Source organism: Streptomyces sp. NPDC034043 (assembly GCF_055575675.1).
In genome coordinates this window covers 196,554-211,940 of record NZ_JBVISF010000005.1, presented here as the reverse complement: position 1 = coordinate 211,940, position 15,387 = coordinate 196,554, and the positions used below count along the sequence as shown (strand labels likewise).

The 15,387-nt window shown below is 74.1% G+C and carries 13 protein-coding genes; 9 read left to right on the top strand and 4 right to left on the bottom strand.

Annotated elements, in window-relative coordinates:
• Window positions 1-127 precede the first annotated feature (127 nt).
• The gene (locus tag ACZ51S_RS14790; RefSeq protein ID WP_468960928.1) at window positions 128-1,228 is read left to right on the top strand and encodes an alpha/beta hydrolase; all 1,101 of its coding nucleotides are present in this window, start codon (window positions 128-130) and stop codon (window positions 1,226-1,228) included.
• 47 nt (window positions 1,229-1,275) lie between these two features.
• Here ACZ51S_RS14790 and ACZ51S_RS14785 read toward each other — a convergent pair whose 3' ends face one another.
• Window positions 1,276-2,961 carry a thiamine pyrophosphate-binding protein gene (locus ACZ51S_RS14785; protein WP_468474984.1) on the bottom strand — a complete coding sequence of 562 codons (1,686 nt, stop codon included), beginning with the start codon at window positions 2,959-2,961 and terminating at the stop codon, window positions 1,276-1,278.
• 60 nt (window positions 2,962-3,021) lie between these two features.
• Window positions 3,022-3,984: an agmatinase gene (gene speB / locus ACZ51S_RS14780; protein WP_007264163.1), complete on the bottom strand. Its 963-nt coding sequence runs from the start codon at window positions 3,982-3,984 to the stop codon at window positions 3,022-3,024.
• A 116-nt stretch (window positions 3,985-4,100) separates the two neighbouring features.
• Here speB and ACZ51S_RS14775 point away from each other — a divergent pair, with 116 nt between their 5' ends.
• The 5 genes from ACZ51S_RS14775 (at window position 4,101) to ACZ51S_RS14755 (ending at window position 9,204) form a co-directional block, all read left to right on the top strand.
• The gene (locus ACZ51S_RS14775) at window positions 4,101-5,582 is read left to right on the top strand and encodes a helix-turn-helix domain-containing protein (protein ID WP_468960925.1); all 1,482 of its coding nucleotides are present in this window, start codon (window positions 4,101-4,103) and stop codon (window positions 5,580-5,582) included.
• 183 nt (window positions 5,583-5,765) lie between these two features.
• On the top strand, window positions 5,766-6,923 hold the full coding sequence (locus tag ACZ51S_RS14770; protein ID WP_467886458.1) for an acyl-CoA dehydrogenase family protein: 1,158 nt from the start codon (window positions 5,766-5,768) through the stop codon (window positions 6,921-6,923).
• Between the two features lie 5 nt (window positions 6,924-6,928).
• Window positions 6,929-7,804, top strand: coding sequence for an acyl-CoA thioesterase II (gene tesB / locus ACZ51S_RS14765; RefSeq protein ID WP_468474986.1), 876 nt, complete (start codon window positions 6,929-6,931; stop codon window positions 7,802-7,804).
• Between the two features lie 19 nt (window positions 7,805-7,823).
• Window positions 7,824-8,837 carry a cation diffusion facilitator family transporter gene (locus tag ACZ51S_RS14760; RefSeq protein WP_468474987.1) on the top strand — a complete coding sequence of 338 codons (1,014 nt, stop codon included), beginning with the start codon at window positions 7,824-7,826 and terminating at the stop codon, window positions 8,835-8,837.
• The gene (locus tag ACZ51S_RS14755) at window positions 8,797-9,204 is read left to right on the top strand and encodes a helix-turn-helix transcriptional regulator (protein ID WP_468474988.1); all 408 of its coding nucleotides are present in this window, start codon (window positions 8,797-8,799) and stop codon (window positions 9,202-9,204) included. The genes ACZ51S_RS14760 and ACZ51S_RS14755 overlap by 41 nt, the downstream gene beginning before the upstream one ends.
• Before the next feature lie 38 nt (window positions 9,205-9,242).
• Here the strand turns inward: ACZ51S_RS14755 and ACZ51S_RS14750 are convergent, their stop codons facing one another.
• Together ACZ51S_RS14750 and ACZ51S_RS14745 are read right to left on the bottom strand one after the other, a co-directional pair.
• Window positions 9,243-10,049 (bottom strand): phosphatase, encoded by an 807-nt coding sequence (locus ACZ51S_RS14750; protein ID WP_468474989.1) that lies wholly within the window; start codon window positions 10,047-10,049, stop codon window positions 9,243-9,245.
• A gap of 56 nt (window positions 10,050-10,105) precedes the next feature.
• Window positions 10,106-10,684, bottom strand: a complete 579-nt coding sequence (locus ACZ51S_RS14745; protein WP_468960922.1) for an SACE_7040 family transcriptional regulator — start codon at window positions 10,682-10,684, stop codon at window positions 10,106-10,108.
• A 100-nt stretch (window positions 10,685-10,784) separates the two neighbouring features.
• On the opposite strand from ACZ51S_RS14745, the gene ACZ51S_RS14740 reads away from it, so the two are divergent.
• From ACZ51S_RS14740 to ACZ51S_RS14730, 3 genes are read left to right on the top strand one after another with little or no spacing between them, the layout of a single operon-like run.
• Window positions 10,785-12,401, top strand: coding sequence for a carboxyl transferase domain-containing protein (locus ACZ51S_RS14740; RefSeq protein WP_388938750.1), 1,617 nt, complete (start codon window positions 10,785-10,787; stop codon window positions 12,399-12,401).
• A gap of 23 nt (window positions 12,402-12,424) precedes the next feature.
• Complete coding sequence (locus ACZ51S_RS14735) at window positions 12,425-14,455, top strand: acetyl/propionyl/methylcrotonyl-CoA carboxylase subunit alpha (protein WP_468802055.1); 2,031 nt, start codon at window positions 12,425-12,427, stop codon at window positions 14,453-14,455.
• A gap of 11 nt (window positions 14,456-14,466) precedes the next feature.
• Window positions 14,467-15,387, top strand: coding sequence for a hydroxymethylglutaryl-CoA lyase (locus ACZ51S_RS14730; RefSeq protein WP_468802135.1), 921 nt, complete (start codon window positions 14,467-14,469; stop codon window positions 15,385-15,387).

The window sequence follows — 15,387 nt, the reverse complement described above, 5'->3', positions numbered from 1 at the left end:
GCGGGGGCGCTCGGGGGCTTCGTCCGTCCAGGGGGCGGCGCGGGGAACCGTCCCGCCACGGGGGCGCTCTAGCCGGGTGCGCACCGGTTGGCGGTGCTGTGGGCATCTTGGAAGGATTCGCCGGTTCATGGGTCTGACGAGTGGCACGCTCCTGGCGGGCGCCGTGCTGTGCACGGTGCTGGTGTTCACGGTGACGGTGTGGCGGTGGCCGCGGCTGGCGCGGGGCGGCGCGGGGCGGGTGGTGGGACGTGCCGGACTGCTGGTCCTGGTCCAGGTCTGCCTGTTCGCCTCGGTCGCGCTGGCGGCGAACCGCAGCTTCCTGATCTACGGCTCGTGGGAGGACCTGACCGCCGGGCCGCCCCGCCGGGAGGCCGTGCCCGGCGGGGCGGCGGTCCGGGTGCTGGGGCGGCAGGCGCCGGACGTGCCGGGCGGGCGCGATCCCCGGACGGGCGGGGTCATAGAGCACGTGACGCTGCACGGCGAGCGGTCGGGGGTGGCGGCCCAGGCGTACGTGTACCTGCCGCCGGAGTACTTCCAGAAGGGCGCCGAGCAGCGGAGGTTCCCTGCCGCCGTGGTCCTGACGGGCTACCCGGGCACGGCGGAGAACCTGCTGAAGGGGCTGCGGTACCCGAAGACGGCCTGGACGCAGGCCAAGCAGAAGAAGACGCAGCCGATGATCCTGGTGATGATGCGGCCCGTGGTGGACCCGGCCAACAGTCAGTGCGTGGACGTCCCCGGCGGCGGCCCGCGGAGCGAGACCTTCTTCGGTACGGACGTCCCCCGGACCGTCGCGAGCCACTACCGGGTCGGCACGGCCGCCCGGAACTGGGCGATCATCGGCGACTCGACGGGCGGCTACTGCGCCCTGAAGATGACCCTCCAGCATCCGGAGACCTATGCGGCCGGGGTCGGCCTCTCCGCGGACTACAAGCCGGAGATCGACTCGGACTCCGGGGACCTCTTCCACGGCGACAAGGACGAGGAGAAGCGGTCCGACCTGCTGTGGCACCTGGCGAACCGGCCGCAGCCGAACGCGTCCTTCCTGGTCACCACCTCACTGCGGGGCGAGGGCAACCTGCGGGCGACCCGGCAGTTCGTCCAGGCCGTGAAGGCCCCGGCCCACGTCTCCTCGATCACCCTCGAACGCGGCGGCCACAACTTCAACACCTGGAACCGGGAGATCCCCCCGGCTCTGGAATGGACCAGCGCCCGCCTCAGGGCCGACTGACGGCGCCGGCCGGGGCAGGTCCCCGGGCCGGCCCGCGCCGGCGCGGCTCAGACGTGGGTCGGGGCGAACGTCTTCAGGGTGACGGGGAGGACCAGGACCGAGGGGCCCGGGGTCTTCAGGGCCCGCGCCAGGTCTTCGCGGAGGGTGTCCGGGGTGGTGGTGGACGCCGGGACGCCGAAGGAGGCGGCCAGGGCGGTGAAGTCGGGCCGGGTCAGTTCCGTGGCGGTCGTACGGCCGTCGAAGGCGGCCGCCATGTACTCGCGCAGGATGCCGTAGCCGCCGTCGTCGACGATCAGCCAGGTGACGTCCAGCCCGTGTTCCCTGGCGGTGGCGAGCTCGGCGAGGGAGTACATCGCGCCGCCGTCGCCGGAGACCGCCAGGACCGGGGTGCCGGGCTCGGCGACGGCCGCGCCGAGCGCCGCCGGGAAGGCGTAGCCGAGGCCGCCCGCGCCCTGGGCGGAGTGCATGGTGTTCGGGTGCTTCGCGTCGAAGGCGGACCAGGCCCAGTAGGACAGGATCGTCATGTCCCAGAAGGACGGGGAGCGGGCCGGGAGGGCCTGCCGGATGGCGGTCAGGAGACCGCGTTCGAGGGCGACGTCCTGAGGGGCGAGGCGTTCCTCGACCGCGGCGAGGAGGGCGCGGACCCGTTCGGGGGCCTCCTCGTCCGGGCGGGGTTCCACCGTTTCCAGGAGGGCCTGGAGGGCGAGGCGGGCGTCGGCGTGGATGCCCAGTGCCGGGTGGTTGGACTCCAGCTTGCCGAGGTCCGCCTCGATCTGGACGACCCGGCCGGCGGGGAAGAACGTGTGGTAGTTCGAGGACAGCTCGCCGAGGCCGGAGCCGACCACCAGCAGGACGTCCGCGTCCTCCAGGAAGTCCGTCGTGTGGCGGTCCTCCAGCCAGGACCGGAGGGAGAGCGGGTGGGTCCAGGGGAAGGCGCCCTTGCCGCCGAAGGTGGTGACCACGGGGGCGTTCAGCCGCTCCGCGAGCTGCCTGAGCTTGCCGGCGGCGTCGGCGCGGATCACCCCGCCGCCCGCGATGATCACCGGGCGGGCGGCGTTCGACAGCCAGTGCGCGGCCAGCGCGGTGAGCTCCGGCCGCGGGGCCAGCTCGTGCGGGGTCGCGTCCATGCCGGTGACCTGCGGGATCAGCGTCTCCGCCCGCAGGACGTCCTCGGGGATCTCCACCCAGACCGGGCCGTGCGGGGCGGTCAGCGCGGACTCCCAGGCCCCGGCGATCACGGAGGGGATCTGGGACGGGGTGCGGGCGGTGTGGACCGACTTCACCACGTCGCGGAAGGAGGCCGACTGGTCCCGCAGCTCGTGCAGGTGGCCCCGGCGGCCCCCGCCCAGGCCGGCGGTGGGGACCTGTGAGGAGATCGCGAGGACCGGCGCGGAGGCGGCCGCCGCCTCCGCGAGGGCCGGCAGGGACATCAGCGCGCCGGGCCCGGTGGACAGCAGCAGCGGCACCGCCTCGCCCGTGAGCCGGCCGTACGCGTCGGCGGCGAAGCCCGCGTTGTTCTCCGTGCGCAGGGCGACCAGGCGCAGGTCGGAGCGGCCGACCGCGTCGAAGAGGCCCAGCGCGTGCTGGCCCGGCAGGCCGAAGACGGTGGTCGCGCCGAGGCCGCGCAGCGTCTCCACGACCAGGTCCCCGCCCGTGCGGCCCGGCGGCGGGGCCAGGGCGGCCGCCGTCTGGGCCTCGGTGGGACGGAGTACCAGGTCGTGGTCGTGCGTCACGCGCGTACGTGCCCTTCGTGCTGCGGTCGTTCCGCTCCCGGCGCCGCCGGGCCGGGCTGGTCAGCCCTGGCGGGAGGCGGCGATCTGACGGCTCATGATCGTGGTCAGCTCGTACGCGGTGTGCGAGGCCGCGACCGAGGTGATCTCCGCGTGATCGTACGCCGGGGCGACCTCGACGACGTCGGCCGAAACCAGGTTGCAGGACGACAGGCCGCGGATGATCTCCAGCAGCTCGCGGGAGGTCATGCCGCCGGCCTCCGGCGTGCCGGTGCCGGGCGCGTGGGCCGGGTCGAGCACGTCGATGTCGATGGAGATGTACAGCGGGCGGTCGCCGATGCGCTGGCGCAGCTGGTCGGCGACCTCGTCGGCGCCGCGGCGGTAGACGTCCGCCGAGGTCACGATGCCGAAGCCCATCTTGGCGTCGTCGTCGAGGTCCTGCTTGCCGTACAGCGGGCCGCGGGTGCCGACGTGGGAGAGCGCCTCGGTGTCGAGGATGCCCTCCTCGACGGCGCGGCGGAACGGGGTGCCGTGGGTGTACTCGGCGCCGAAGTAGGTGTCCCAGGTGTCCAGGTGGGCGTCAAAGTGCAGCAGCGCGACCGGGCCGTGCTTCTTCGCGACGGAACGCAGCAGCGGCAGGGCGATGGTGTGGTCGCCGCCGAGGGTCATCAGGCGCGAGCCGTTGCCGAGGAGCTCGTCGGCGGCGGCCTCGACCGTCTCGACGGCCTCGTTGATGTTGAAGGGGTTCACCGCGATGTCACCGGCGTCCGCGACCTGCGCGAGGGCGAAGGGGGAGGCGTCCTGGGCCGGGTTGTACGGGCGCAGCAGACGGGAGGCCTCGCGGATGGCGTTGCCGCCGAAGCGCGCGCCGGGGCGGTAGGAGACACCGGAGTCGAAGGGCACGCCGACGACGGCGACGTCGGCGGAGCCGACCTCGTCGAGGCGGGGCAGGCGGGCGAAGGTCGCCGGGCCCGCGTAGCGCGGGATGCGGGAGGAGTCGACGGGGCCGCGCGGCTGCGTGCTCATGGGGGGTGCCCTTCTGGTGGTCCTGCTGGTGCGGTCCTTCGAGCGTAAGCGTGCCGCGCGGGGGTGGGGAGGGTACGTTTCATCCATCTGGCAGCACTGAAATGTACGGAGCATCCATGTCCGAGGTCCCGGTCACCCCGAGCCCCGGCGGCGGGCGGGCCGGGGCGCCCGCCGGTGAGCCGATGACGCCGCCCGTGGAACTGGCCGGACTGCTCGGCGAGCGGGGGCTCGGGCTGCGGCACCTCGCGGGTCCCGCGGTGGCGGAGGTGCACGGGGTGCACGCTTCCGAGATGGCGGACCCCTCGCCGTACCTGCTGGGCGGCGAGCTCCTGCTGACGGCGGGGGCCGAGCTGACGGAGGCCGGCGCCGCCGCCTACGTCGGCAGGCTGGCCCGTGCCGGGGCCGCCGCCCTCGGCTTCGGCGTGACCCCGGTGCACGAGGTGGTGCCGCCCGGCCTGGCCGAGGCGTGCGAGCGGTACGGGCTGCCGCTGGTGGAGGTCCCGCCCGGGACCCCGTTCACGGCGGTCGCCCGCAGCGTCGGGCGGCTGATGGCGGAGGCGCGCACGCGGGAGCTGCGCCGGGTCGCGGAGGCGCAGCAGGCCCTGGCGGCGGCCGCGGCCCGCCCGGACCCGGTCCCGGCGGTGCTGTCCCGCCTGACGGCGAGCCTGGGCGGCTGGGCCGCGCTGCTCGACGCGGCCACCGTCGGGACCGGCCCGGCCGGGACCGCCGGGGCGGCCGGGACCGGCTCAGCCCCCGGCGCCGGGGCGGCCGCCGGGGCCGTGCCCGGCGCCGGGGTGCTCGACGCCGTGGCCGCGCTGGCGCGCCGGGTGGCGCCGGGGGCCGCGGCCACCGCCACCGACTCGCTCGGCGCGACGAGCCTGGCCGCGTACGCCGTGGGCGGCGGGCGGGTCCTGGCCCTGGCCACCCCGGGGCGGACCCCCGGCGACCACACCATCGCCTCCATCGCCGCCGTACTGCTGAGCCTGGTCACCGCGGAGCGCCCGGCCGGGGACGAGGCGGCGGCCCTGACCCGGCTGCTGCTGGACGGGGACCCGGCCGGGGCCCTCGCCCCCGGCCCCTGGTACGCGGTCCACGCCCGGGGCGGCGGCGACCCGCAGGCCCTGGCGGCCGCGCTGGGCACCGTACTGCTGGACCCGCGCGGGGACGGGGGCGTACGCCTCCTCACCGACCGCGAGCCCGGCCCGCAGCCCGGGTGGCGGCTCGGGGTCAGCGCCCCGGCCGCGCCCGGCGCCCTGGCCACCGCCGGAGCGCAGGCCCGGCGCGCCCTGGTCCGGGCCGAGGCGGCCCGTACGCCGCTGGCCCGGCACACGGACCCCGGCTTCGCGGGGCTGGTCGGCGAGGCGGAGGCGCGGGCCCACGCCGAGGCGCTGCTCGGGCCGCTCTCCCCCGCCCTGCGGGACACCCTGCGCGGCTGGCTGGCCCACCACGGCAGCTGGGACCGCGCCGCGGCGGCGCTGGGCGTCCACCGCAACACGGTCCGCCAGCGCATCGCCCGCTGCGCGGCGCTGCTCGACCGGGACCTCGACGACCCGGACGTCCGGATGGAGCTGTGGTTCGCGCTGCGCGTGCTGCCGTAGGCCCGCCGACCCGCCAGCCCGCCGACCCCGACCTGAAGGCAGCAGGCCCGGAGGCAGCAGGCCGCAGAAAGGTTCCGGGACCGCGTCACACTCCCTGGACAGCCGGAGTGACCGCCGGGTAACTTAGCTATGAGCAAGCGCTTAGACATAGTCTGGCCGAACTAGGGATCGAGGAGGCGGCTCGTGCGCCGTACCGTATTCAACGAGGACCACGAGGCGTTCCGCGAGACCCTCCGCGCCTTCATCGAGGCCGAGGTCGTCCCCGTCTACGACGAGTGGTTCCAGGCCGGCCAGGCGCCGCGCGACTTCTACTACAAGCTCGGCGAGCTGGGCATCTTCGGCATCAACGTGCCCGAGGAGTTCGGCGGCGCGGGCCTGGACACCCACAAGTTCGAGGCCGTCCTCTACGAAGAGACCTCCCGCGCGGGCGTCAACTTCGGCGGCTCCGGCGTGCACGTGCTGCTCGCCCTGCCCTACATCAAGATGCTCTCGACCGACGAGCAGAAGAAGCGCTTCCTGCCGAAGTTCGTCTCCGGCGAGGAGATGTGGGCGCTGGCGATGACCGAGCCGGGCACCGGCTCCGACGTCGCGGGCATGAAGACCACCGCCAAGCTCTCCGAGGACGGCACCCACTACGTCCTCAACGGCGCCAAGACCTTCATCACCGGCGGCGTGCACGCCGACCGCGTGATCGTCTGCGCCCGCACCTCCGCCCCGTCGGCCGAGGACCGCCGCTTCGGCATCTCCCTCTTCGCCGTGGACACCAAGTCCGAGGGCTACTCGATCGGCCGCAAGCTCGACAAGCTGGGCCTGAAGACCTCCGACACCGCCGAGCTGGCGTTCGTCGACGTCAAGGTCCCCGTCGAGGACCTGCTCGGCGAGGAGGGCAAGGGCTTCTACTACCTCGGCCACAACCTGGCCTCCGAGCGCTGGGGCATCGCCTTCGGCGCCTACGCCCAGGCCGCCGCGGCCGTCCGGTTCGCCCAGCAGTACGTCACCGACCGCACCGTCTTCGGCAAGCCGGTCGCGCACTTCCAGAACACCAAGTTCGAGCTGGCCGCCTGCCAGGCCGAGGTGGACGCCGCCCAGGCCGTCGCCGACCGCGCCCTGGAGGCCCTGGACGCGGGCGAGCTGACCCCGGCCGAGGCCGCCTCCGCGAAGCTGTTCTGCACCGAGGTCGCGCACCGCGTCATCGACCGCTGCCTCCAGCTGCACGGCGGCTACGGCTACATGAACGAGTACCCGATCGCCCGCCTGTACGCCGACAACCGCGTCAACCGCATCTACGGCGGCACCAGCGAGATCATGAAGTCGATCATCGCCAAGTCGATGGGCCTGTAACCCACTTGAACGACGCACTGGCGGACCTCCTCGATCTGCTCGACCTGGAGCAGATCGAGGAGGACATCTTCCGGGGCACGAGCCGCACCTCCCTGGTGCCGCGCGTGTTCGGCGGCCAGGTCGCGGCCCAGGCCCTGGTCGCGGCCGGCCGCACGGTGCCCGCCGACCGTCTGCCGCACTCGCTGCACTCGTACTTCCTGCGCACCGGCGACTCCGGCGCGCCGATCGTGTACTCCGTGGACCGGATCCGCGACGGACGCTCCTTCACCACCCGGCGCGTGGTCGCCGTCCAGCACGGGCAGCCGATCTTCCACCTCTCCGCGTCCTTCCAGACGTACGAGGAGGGGATGGAGCACCAGGCCCCGATGCCGGCCGCGCCCGACCCCGAGACCCTGCCGACGGCCGCCGAGGCGCTGCCCGCGTACCGCGGGACCTTCCGTGACGCGGGCACCGTCGAGCGGCTGCTGGAGTCCCGCGGGGCCGTGGACCTGCGGTACGCGACCACCCCGCCGTGGGGCTCCGTCGGCGAACCGAGGGAGCCGCGCTCCCAGGTCTGGTTCCGCACCCAGGGCAAGCTCGCGGACGACCCGCTGCTGCACATCTGCCTGGCCACGTACGTCTCCGACATGACCCTGCTGGACTCGGTGCTGCTCGCGCACGGCCGGGGCGGCTGGGCGGTCGGCGACGTGGTCGGCGCCTCGCTGGACCACGCCATGTGGTTCCACCGGCCCTTCCGTGCCGACGAGTGGCTGCTGTACGACCAGGAGTCCCCCTCGGCGTCCGCCGGCCGGGGCCTGGGCCAGGCCCGCATCTGGACCCGGGACGGCCGCCTGGCGGTCACCGTCATCCAGGAGGGTGTCGTACGCGTCCCGCGCGGCTGACCGGACATACCGTCACCCCATGCCGGTCGCAGCCGAAGGGGCGGAATCCGAGAGCGTCGCCACGGTGGTCGTCGCCGTGGTCACCAACCTGGCCCTCGCCGCGGCGAAGGCCGTCGCCGGGATCGTCGGCGGGTCCAGCGCCATGCTGTCCGAGGCCGCTCACTCGGTGGCCGACACGGTCACCGAGGTACTGCTGCTGACGTCCCTGAAGCGCAGCGCCCGCCCCGCCGACGAGGCGCACCCGCTGGGGTACGGGCCCGAGCGGTACGTCTGGGCGCTGCTCGCCTCGATCGCCACCTTCGCGGGCGGCGCGGTCTTCGCCGTCTACGACGGGATCCACACGCTGGTCCACGGGGAGGAGCCCGGTGACCCGGCCCTCCCGTACGCCGTCCTCGCGGTCGCCTTCGTCCTGGAGGGGTACTCGCTGCTGGTGGCCTGGCGGCAGGTGACGGGGGAGGCGGCCCGGATGCGGGCGCCGCTGGGGCTGTACGTGAAGCACACCCCGGACACGGCGGTGAAGGCGGTCCTGCTGGAGAACGCCGCCGCGCTGATCGGCCTCGCGCTGGCCGCGGGCGGACTGCTGGGGGCCCAGCTGACGGGCTCGGGGGTCTACGACGGGGTGGCCTCGCTGCTGATCGGGCTGCTGCTGGTGGCGGTGGCGTGGGAGCTGGGGCGCTCCAACGCCCAGTACCTGATCGGGCGGCCGCTGCCCGCCCCGATGCGGGCGGAGGTCCGCGAGGAGCTGCTGTCGGTCCCGCACATCGAGGGGGTGCTGGAGCTGACCACCCTGGTGCAGGGGCCGGACGAGGTGCTGATCGCGGCGAAGGTGGACTTCCACGACCTGGCCTCGGCCCGGCAGGTGGAGGCGGCCTGCGAGGACGCCGAGGACCAGCTGCGGGAGCGGTGGCCGGCGATCCGCCGGGTGTACCTGGACCCGACCCCCTCCCCGACGGAACCTGCGGTACCGCCGGGGGCCGTGCGAGGCTGGAGGGGTGAACCTGGAGGACCTCGCCCGGCTGCGCCGGGCCCGTGACCTGATGGACCGCGACTACGCGGAGCCGCTGGACGTCGCCGCGCTGGCGCGGACCGCCCTGATGTCGGCGGGCCACTTCTCGCGCAGCTTCCGCGCCGCCTACGGGGAGACCCCGTACGGCTACCTGATGACGCGCCGGATCGAGCGGGCCAAGGCGCTGCTGCGGCGGGGCGACCAGTCGGTGACGGAGGTCTGCTTCGCGGTGGGCTGCACCTCGCTGGGGTCGTTCAGCTCCCGGTTCACGGAGCTGGTGGGCGAGACCCCGAGCGCGTACCGGGCCCGCGGCCACGAGGAGGACGCGGCCCTGCCGGCCTGCGTGGCGAAGATCCACACCCGGCCGGTCAGGAACGGCCCCCGGACCCCGTAGCGGTACCCGCCCGGTCCGCGCCCACCGCGCGGCCGGGTCTACAGCAGGCCCGCCGCCGAGAGCAGGTACGCCACCATCGGGTCGTAGAAGCGCGGGTCGCGGACGTGGTCGTCCAGCGGGACCGCCACCTGGAGGGTGCCCTCCGCCTCGCCGACGAACAGCGCCGGGTCGTTGCAGTCCGCGTACCCCACCGCGTCGAGCCCGCGCTGCGCCGCGCAGCCCGCCCAGCCGTGGTCGGCGACGACCAGGTCCGGCTGCGGGCGGCCCTCCGCCGCGAGACCGTCCAGGATCGCGGCCATCGGGGCCGGGGAGTGGGTGTGCCACAGGGTCGCGCCCCGCTCCAGCACGGCCACGTCGGCGAACTGCCACACCGAGCCCTCGTCGGCGATCAGGCCGGCCGGGATGCGGACGATCTCGCAGCCCGCGGCGCGCAGCGCGTCGGCCGTGGCGCGGTGGACGTCGAGCAGGCCGCCCGGGTGGCCGGTGGCCAGCAGCACGCTCTGCCGGTCCAGGGCGGCCTTGTGCAGCCGGGCCGCCATCCGGTCCAGGCCCGCGACGGTCAGTTCCGGGTCGATGGTGTCCTGTCCGGCCCGGTGGGCCGGGTCGTCGATGACGCCCACGCGCTCGGCCATCACGGCCAGTACGTCCTGCTCGTCGGCCCAGCGGTCGCCCAGTTCCAGGCCGAGCCAGTAGTGCCGGTCGCCATTGGCGAGTTTGCGGTAGTGGGAGAGGTTGTTCTCCCGCGGAGTGGCCACCTGGCCCGCGATGCGCGTACGGACCAGGTGGTCGACGAGTTCGGCGCGGCTGGGTACGGGCGTCTCTATCGGCTTCGGCATGCGGCCCATTCTGCCGCCGCCCGCCCGGAGCCGTCCGTTCCACCAAGCGCCGCTCGAGCCGCGCCTCACCCCGACAACGCCCCGAAGGCCCCGTTCGCCAGCCTGCGCAGCAGCGACTCGGTCGCCTCCCGGCCGGGCGCGGCCAGGTGCGGGGTGGAGTTCAGCAGCCCGAAGACGGCGTGCACGGCCACCCGTACCTCCGCCTCCCCCACCTGGGGGTGCAGTTCCCGTACGACCTCCACCCACAGCTCCACGTACTGGCGCTGGAGCTGGCGCACGAGCTTGCGGTCGGCCTCGCGCAGCCGGTCCAGTTCGCGGTCGTGCAGGATGATCAGGGCGCGGTCGTCGAGGGCGAAGTCGATGTGGCCCTCGACGAGGGAGGCCAGGAGCGCCTCCGGGTCCCCGGCCGCCTCCTCGGCCCGGCGCCGGCCGCCCGTCAGCAGCCGCTCACTGATCCCGACGAGCAGCTCGGCGAGCATGGCGTCCTTGCCGGCGAAGTGCCGGTACAGACCGGGGCCGCTGATGCCGACCGCCGCCCCTATCTCGTCCACGCCGACGCCGTGGAAGCCGCGCTCCGCGAAGAGACGAGCGGCCTCACTGAGGATCTGCTCGCGACGGGTCGGGGTGGCCGCTCTGGTGCTCATGGAAATCCATTCTAGACAGGGCGGTTAGCGCTCGTTAACCTGAGACCCGAACGCGTTAACGGTCATTAACAAAGCGTGCACGAGCAAGGGAGCTCGACCGATGCAGCAGGCACCAGTGCTGACGAGCGCCGCGGACCCGGCGTCCGAGGCCTGGCGGACCAATGAGGCCGCCCACCGCGAACTCGCCGAGGGCCTGCGCGCCCGGCTCGACGCGGCCCGTCTCGGCGGCGGCGAGAAGGCCCGGGCCCGCCACACCGCGCGCGGGAAGCTGCTCCCCCGCGACCGGGTGGACACCCTCCTCGACCCCGGTTCGCCCTTCCTGGAGCTGGCCCCGCTGGCCGCCGAGGGGATGTACGGGGGCGCCGCCCCCGCCGCCGGGGTCATCGCGGGCATCGGCCGGGTCAGCGGGCGCGAGTGCGTGATCGTCGCCAACGACGCCACCGTCAAGGGCGGCACGTACTACCCGATGACCGTCAAGAAGCACCTGCGGGCCCAGGAAGTGGCCCTGGAGAACCGTCTCCCCTGCCTCTACCTGGTGGACTCCGGCGGCGCCTTCCTCCCCATGCAGGACGAGGTCTTCCCCGACCGGGAGCACTTCGGCCGGATCTTCTACAACCAGGCCCGCATGTCGGGGGCCGGGATCCCGCAGATCGCCGCCGTCCTCGGCTCCTGCACCGCGGGCGGGGCGTACGTACCGGCGATGAGCGACGAGGCCGTCATCGTGCGCGGCCAGGGCACGATCTTCCTCGGCGGCCCGCCGCTGGTGAAGGCCGCGACCGGCGAGGTGGTCACGGCCGAGGAGCTGGGCGGCGGCGAGGTGCACTCCCGCACCTCCGGGGTCACCGACCACCTCGCGGAGGACGACGCGCACGCGCTGCGGATCGTACGGAACATCGTGGCGACGCTGCCCGAGCGCGGGGCGCTGCCCTGGTCGGTCGAGGCTCCCGAGGAGCCCAAGGTGGACCCGTACGGCCTGTACGGCGCGGTCCCCGTCGACTCCCGCACGCCCTACGACGCCCGCGAGATCATCGCCCGGATCGTGGACGGGTCCCGGTTCCAGGAGTTCAAGGCGGAGTTCGGGCAGACCCTGGTCACCGGCTTCGCCCGGATCCACGGCCACCCGGTCGGCATCGTCGCCAACAACGGCATCCTCTTCTCCGAGTCCGCGCAGAAGGGCGCCCACTTCATCGAGCTGTGCGACCAGCGCGGCATCCCGCTCCTCTTCCTCCAGAACATCTCCGGCTTCATGGTCGGCCGCGACTACGAGGCCGGCGGCATCGCCAAGCACGGCGCGAAGATGGTCACGGCGGTGGCCTGCACCCGGGTCCCGAAGCTGACCGTGGTCGTCGGCGGTTCGTACGGCGCGGGCAACTACTCGATGTGCGGGCGGGCCTACTCGCCGCGCTTCCTGTGGATGTGGCCCAACGCCAAGATCTCGGTGATGGGCGGCGAGCAGGCCGCCTCGGTGCTGGCGACCGTCAAGCGGGACCAGATCGAGGGCGCGGGCCAGGAGTGGCCCGCCGAGGACGAGGAGGCCTTCAAGGCCCCGGTCCGCGCGCAGTACGAGGAGCAGGGCAACGCCTACTACGCCACCGCGCGGCTGTGGGACGACGGGGTCATCGACCCGATGGAGACCCGGCAGGTGCTGGGACTGGCCCTGACCGCGTGCGCGAACGCCCCCCTGGGCGACTCCGGCTTCGGCATCTTCCGTATGTGACGTGTGACGTGAGGACCTCACTGATGTTCAGCACTGTTCTGGTCGCCAACCGCGGCGAGATCGCGGTCCGGGTCATCCGCACCCTGCGGGAGCTCGGTATCCGCTCCGTGGCCGTCTTCAGCGACGCGGACGCCGACGCGCGGCACGTACGGGAGGCCGACACCGCCGTCCGGATCGGTCCGGCGGCCGCCTCCGAGAGCTACCTGTCGGTGGAGCGGCTCCTGGACGCCGCGAAGCGCACGGGCGCCGAGGCCGTCCACCCGGGCTACGGCTTCCTCGCGGAGAACGCGGCCTTCGCACGGGCCTGCGCGGACGCCGGCCTGGCCTTCATCGGGCCGCCCGCCTCCGCCATCTCCCTGATGGGCGACAAGATCACGGCCAAGGAGACGGTCCGGGCGGCCGGCGTCCCGGTGGTCCCGGGCTCCTCCGGCAGCGGTCTGACCGACGCCGAACTGGTCGCGGCCGCGTCCGAGATCGGCATGCCGGTGCTGCTGAAGCCCTCGGCGGGCGGCGGCGGCAAGGGCATGCGCCTGGTGCGGGACGAGGCGGTGCTGGCCGAGGAGATCGCGGCGGCCCGCCGCGAGGCGAAGTCCTCCTTCGGCGACGACACCCTGCTCGTGGAGCGGTGGGTCGACCGGCCCCGGCACATCGAGATCCAGGTACTGGCGGACGCCCACGGGAACGTGGTGCACCTGGGCGAGCGCGAGTGCTCCCTCCAGCGGCGCCACCAGAAGGTCATCGAGGAGGCCCCCTCGGTCCTGCTGGACGAGAAGACCCGCGCGGCGATGGGCGCGGCGGCCGTGGAGGCGGCGCGCTCCTGCGGGTACGTCGGCGCCGGCACGGTGGAGTTCATCGTCCCGGGCGGGGACCCGTCCTCCTACTACTTCATGGAGATGAACACCCGCCTCCAGGTGGAACACCCGGTCACCGAGCTGGTCACCGGCCTGGACCTGGTGGAGCAGCAGCTGCGCGTCGCGGCCGGCTCCCCCCTCGGGTTCGGGCAGGACGACGTCCGGCTGACCGGGCACGCGATCGAGGCCCGCGTCTGCGCGGAGGACCCGGCGCGCGGGTTCCTGCCGTCCGGCGGCACGGTGCTGGCGCTGTCGGAGCCGGACGGCGGGGCGGTGCGCACCGACTCCGGTCTGACGGCGGGCGTCCCCGTCGGTTCCACGTACGACCCGATGTTGTCCAAGGTCATCGCGTACGGGCCGGACCGCGCCAGTGCCCTGCGGGTGCTGCGCGGGGCCCTGTCCGACACGGTGATCCTGGGCGTCCAGACCAACGCGGGCTTCCTGCGGCGGCTGCTCGCGCACCCGGACGTGGTCTCGGGCGACCTGGACACCGGCCTGGTCGAGCGGGACCTGCCGTCCCTCCTGCCGGAGGGCGTCCCGGCCGAGGTGTACGCGGCGGCGGCGCTGCTGGCGCGGCCCGCCGCGGCGGAGGCGGGCGGCTGGGTGGACCCGTTCGGCGCCGCCGACGGCTGGCGCCTGGGCGGCACTCCCGCGTGGACGGTGCACCACTTCCGCCTCCCGGGCCAGGACCCGGTGGAGATCCGCACCCGCCGGTCGGACTCCGGCACCGAACTGCTCGTCGGCGCGGGCGAATCGGCGGCCGGGCAGGACCCCGGCGCGCCGGTCCGCGGCCGCGTCGTCGACCGCACTCCCGCTACCGTCACCGTGGAACTGGACGGCGTCACCCACCGCTTCAGCGTCGCCGCTTCCCCGGAGGGGATCTGGCTCGGCCGCGACGGTGACAGCTGGCACCTCCAGCACCACGACCCGGTGGCCGCTTCCCTCGGCGGCGGCGGAAGGGCCGGGGCCGACACCCTCGCCGCCCCGATGCCCGGCACCGTCACCGTCGTCAAGGTGGCCGTCGGGGACCGGGTGGCGGCCGGTCAGAGCCTGCTGGTGGTCGAGGCGATGAAGATGGAGCACGTCATCTCCGCCCCGCACGCCGGCACCGTCACCGAGCTCGACGTCACCCCGGGCACCACGGTGGCCATGGACCAGGTCCTGGCCGTGGTGACCCCCGACGCGGAGGAGGAGGCCGCGTGAACGGGCTGCCCATGACCTTCCCGGCCCCCGCCGGGCTCCCGCCGCGCGTACGCATCCACGAGGTGGGCGCGCGCGACGGGCTGCAGAACGAGAAGTCGGCCGTTCCCACGGACGTGAAGGCCGAGTTCATCCACCGGCTCGCCGCGGCCGGCCTCACCACCATCGAGGCCACCAGCTTCGTCCACCCCAAGTGGGTCCCCCAGCTGGCGGACGCCGAGCAGCTCTTCCCCCTGCTCTCGGACGTCGGGGCGCACCTCCCGGTCCTGGTCCCCAACGAAAGGGGCCTGGACCGGGCGCTCGCCCTCGGGGCGACCCGTATCGCGGTGTTCGGCTCGGCCACCGAGACCTTCGCCGCCCGCAACCTGAACCGCACCGTCGCCGAGTCCCTCGCCATGTTCGAGCCCGTGGTGGCCCGCGCCAAGGCGGACGGGGCGCACGTGCGCGGGTACCTCTCGATGTGCTTCGGGGATCCCTGGGAGGGGCCGGTCCCGGTCGGCCAGGTGGTCTCCGTCGCCAGGGCCCTGCTCGACCTCGGCTGTGACGAGCTGAGCCTGGGTGACACCATCGGCGTCGCCACGCCCGGCCACGTCCAGGTCCTGCTCTCCGCCCTGAACGAGAGGGGCGTGGGGACCGACCGGATCGGCGTGCACTTCCACGACACCTACGGCCAGGCCCTCTCCAACACCCTCGCCGCGCTCCAGCACGGCGTGACCACGGTCGACTCCTCCGCCGGCGGCCTCGGCGGATGCCCGTACGCGAAGAGCGCCACCGGCAACCTCGCCACCGAGGACCTGGTGTGGATGCTCGACGGCCTCGGCATCGAGACCGGGGTCGATCTGGCCGCCCTCACCGCCACGAGCGTGTGGATGGCCGAACGGCTGGGCCGCCCCAGCCCCTCCCGTACCGTCCGCGCCCTCTCCCACAAGGAGTAG

Coding starts and splice junctions, on each gene's coding strand:
- ACZ51S_RS14790 (WP_468960928.1), top strand. CDS start 128: ATGGGTCTGACGAGTGGCACGCTCCTGGCGGGCGCCGTGCTGTGCACG.
- speB (WP_007264163.1), bottom strand. CDS start 3,984: ATGAGCACGCAGCCGCGCGGCCCCGTCGACTCCTCCCGCATCCCGCGC.
- ACZ51S_RS14775 (WP_468960925.1), top strand. CDS start 4,101: ATGTCCGAGGTCCCGGTCACCCCGAGCCCCGGCGGCGGGCGGGCCGGG.
- ACZ51S_RS14760 (WP_468474987.1), top strand. CDS start 7,824: ATGCCGGTCGCAGCCGAAGGGGCGGAATCCGAGAGCGTCGCCACGGTG.
- ACZ51S_RS14750 (WP_468474989.1), bottom strand. CDS start 10,049: ATGGGCCGCATGCCGAAGCCGATAGAGACGCCCGTACCCAGCCGCGCC.
- ACZ51S_RS14745 (WP_468960922.1), bottom strand. CDS start 10,684: ATGAGCACCAGAGCGGCCACCCCGACCCGTCGCGAGCAGATCCTCAGT.
- ACZ51S_RS14740 (WP_388938750.1), top strand. CDS start 10,785: ATGCAGCAGGCACCAGTGCTGACGAGCGCCGCGGACCCGGCGTCCGAG.
- ACZ51S_RS14735 (WP_468802055.1), top strand. CDS start 12,425: ATGTTCAGCACTGTTCTGGTCGCCAACCGCGGCGAGATCGCGGTCCGG.
- ACZ51S_RS14730 (WP_468802135.1), top strand. CDS start 14,467: ATGACCTTCCCGGCCCCCGCCGGGCTCCCGCCGCGCGTACGCATCCAC.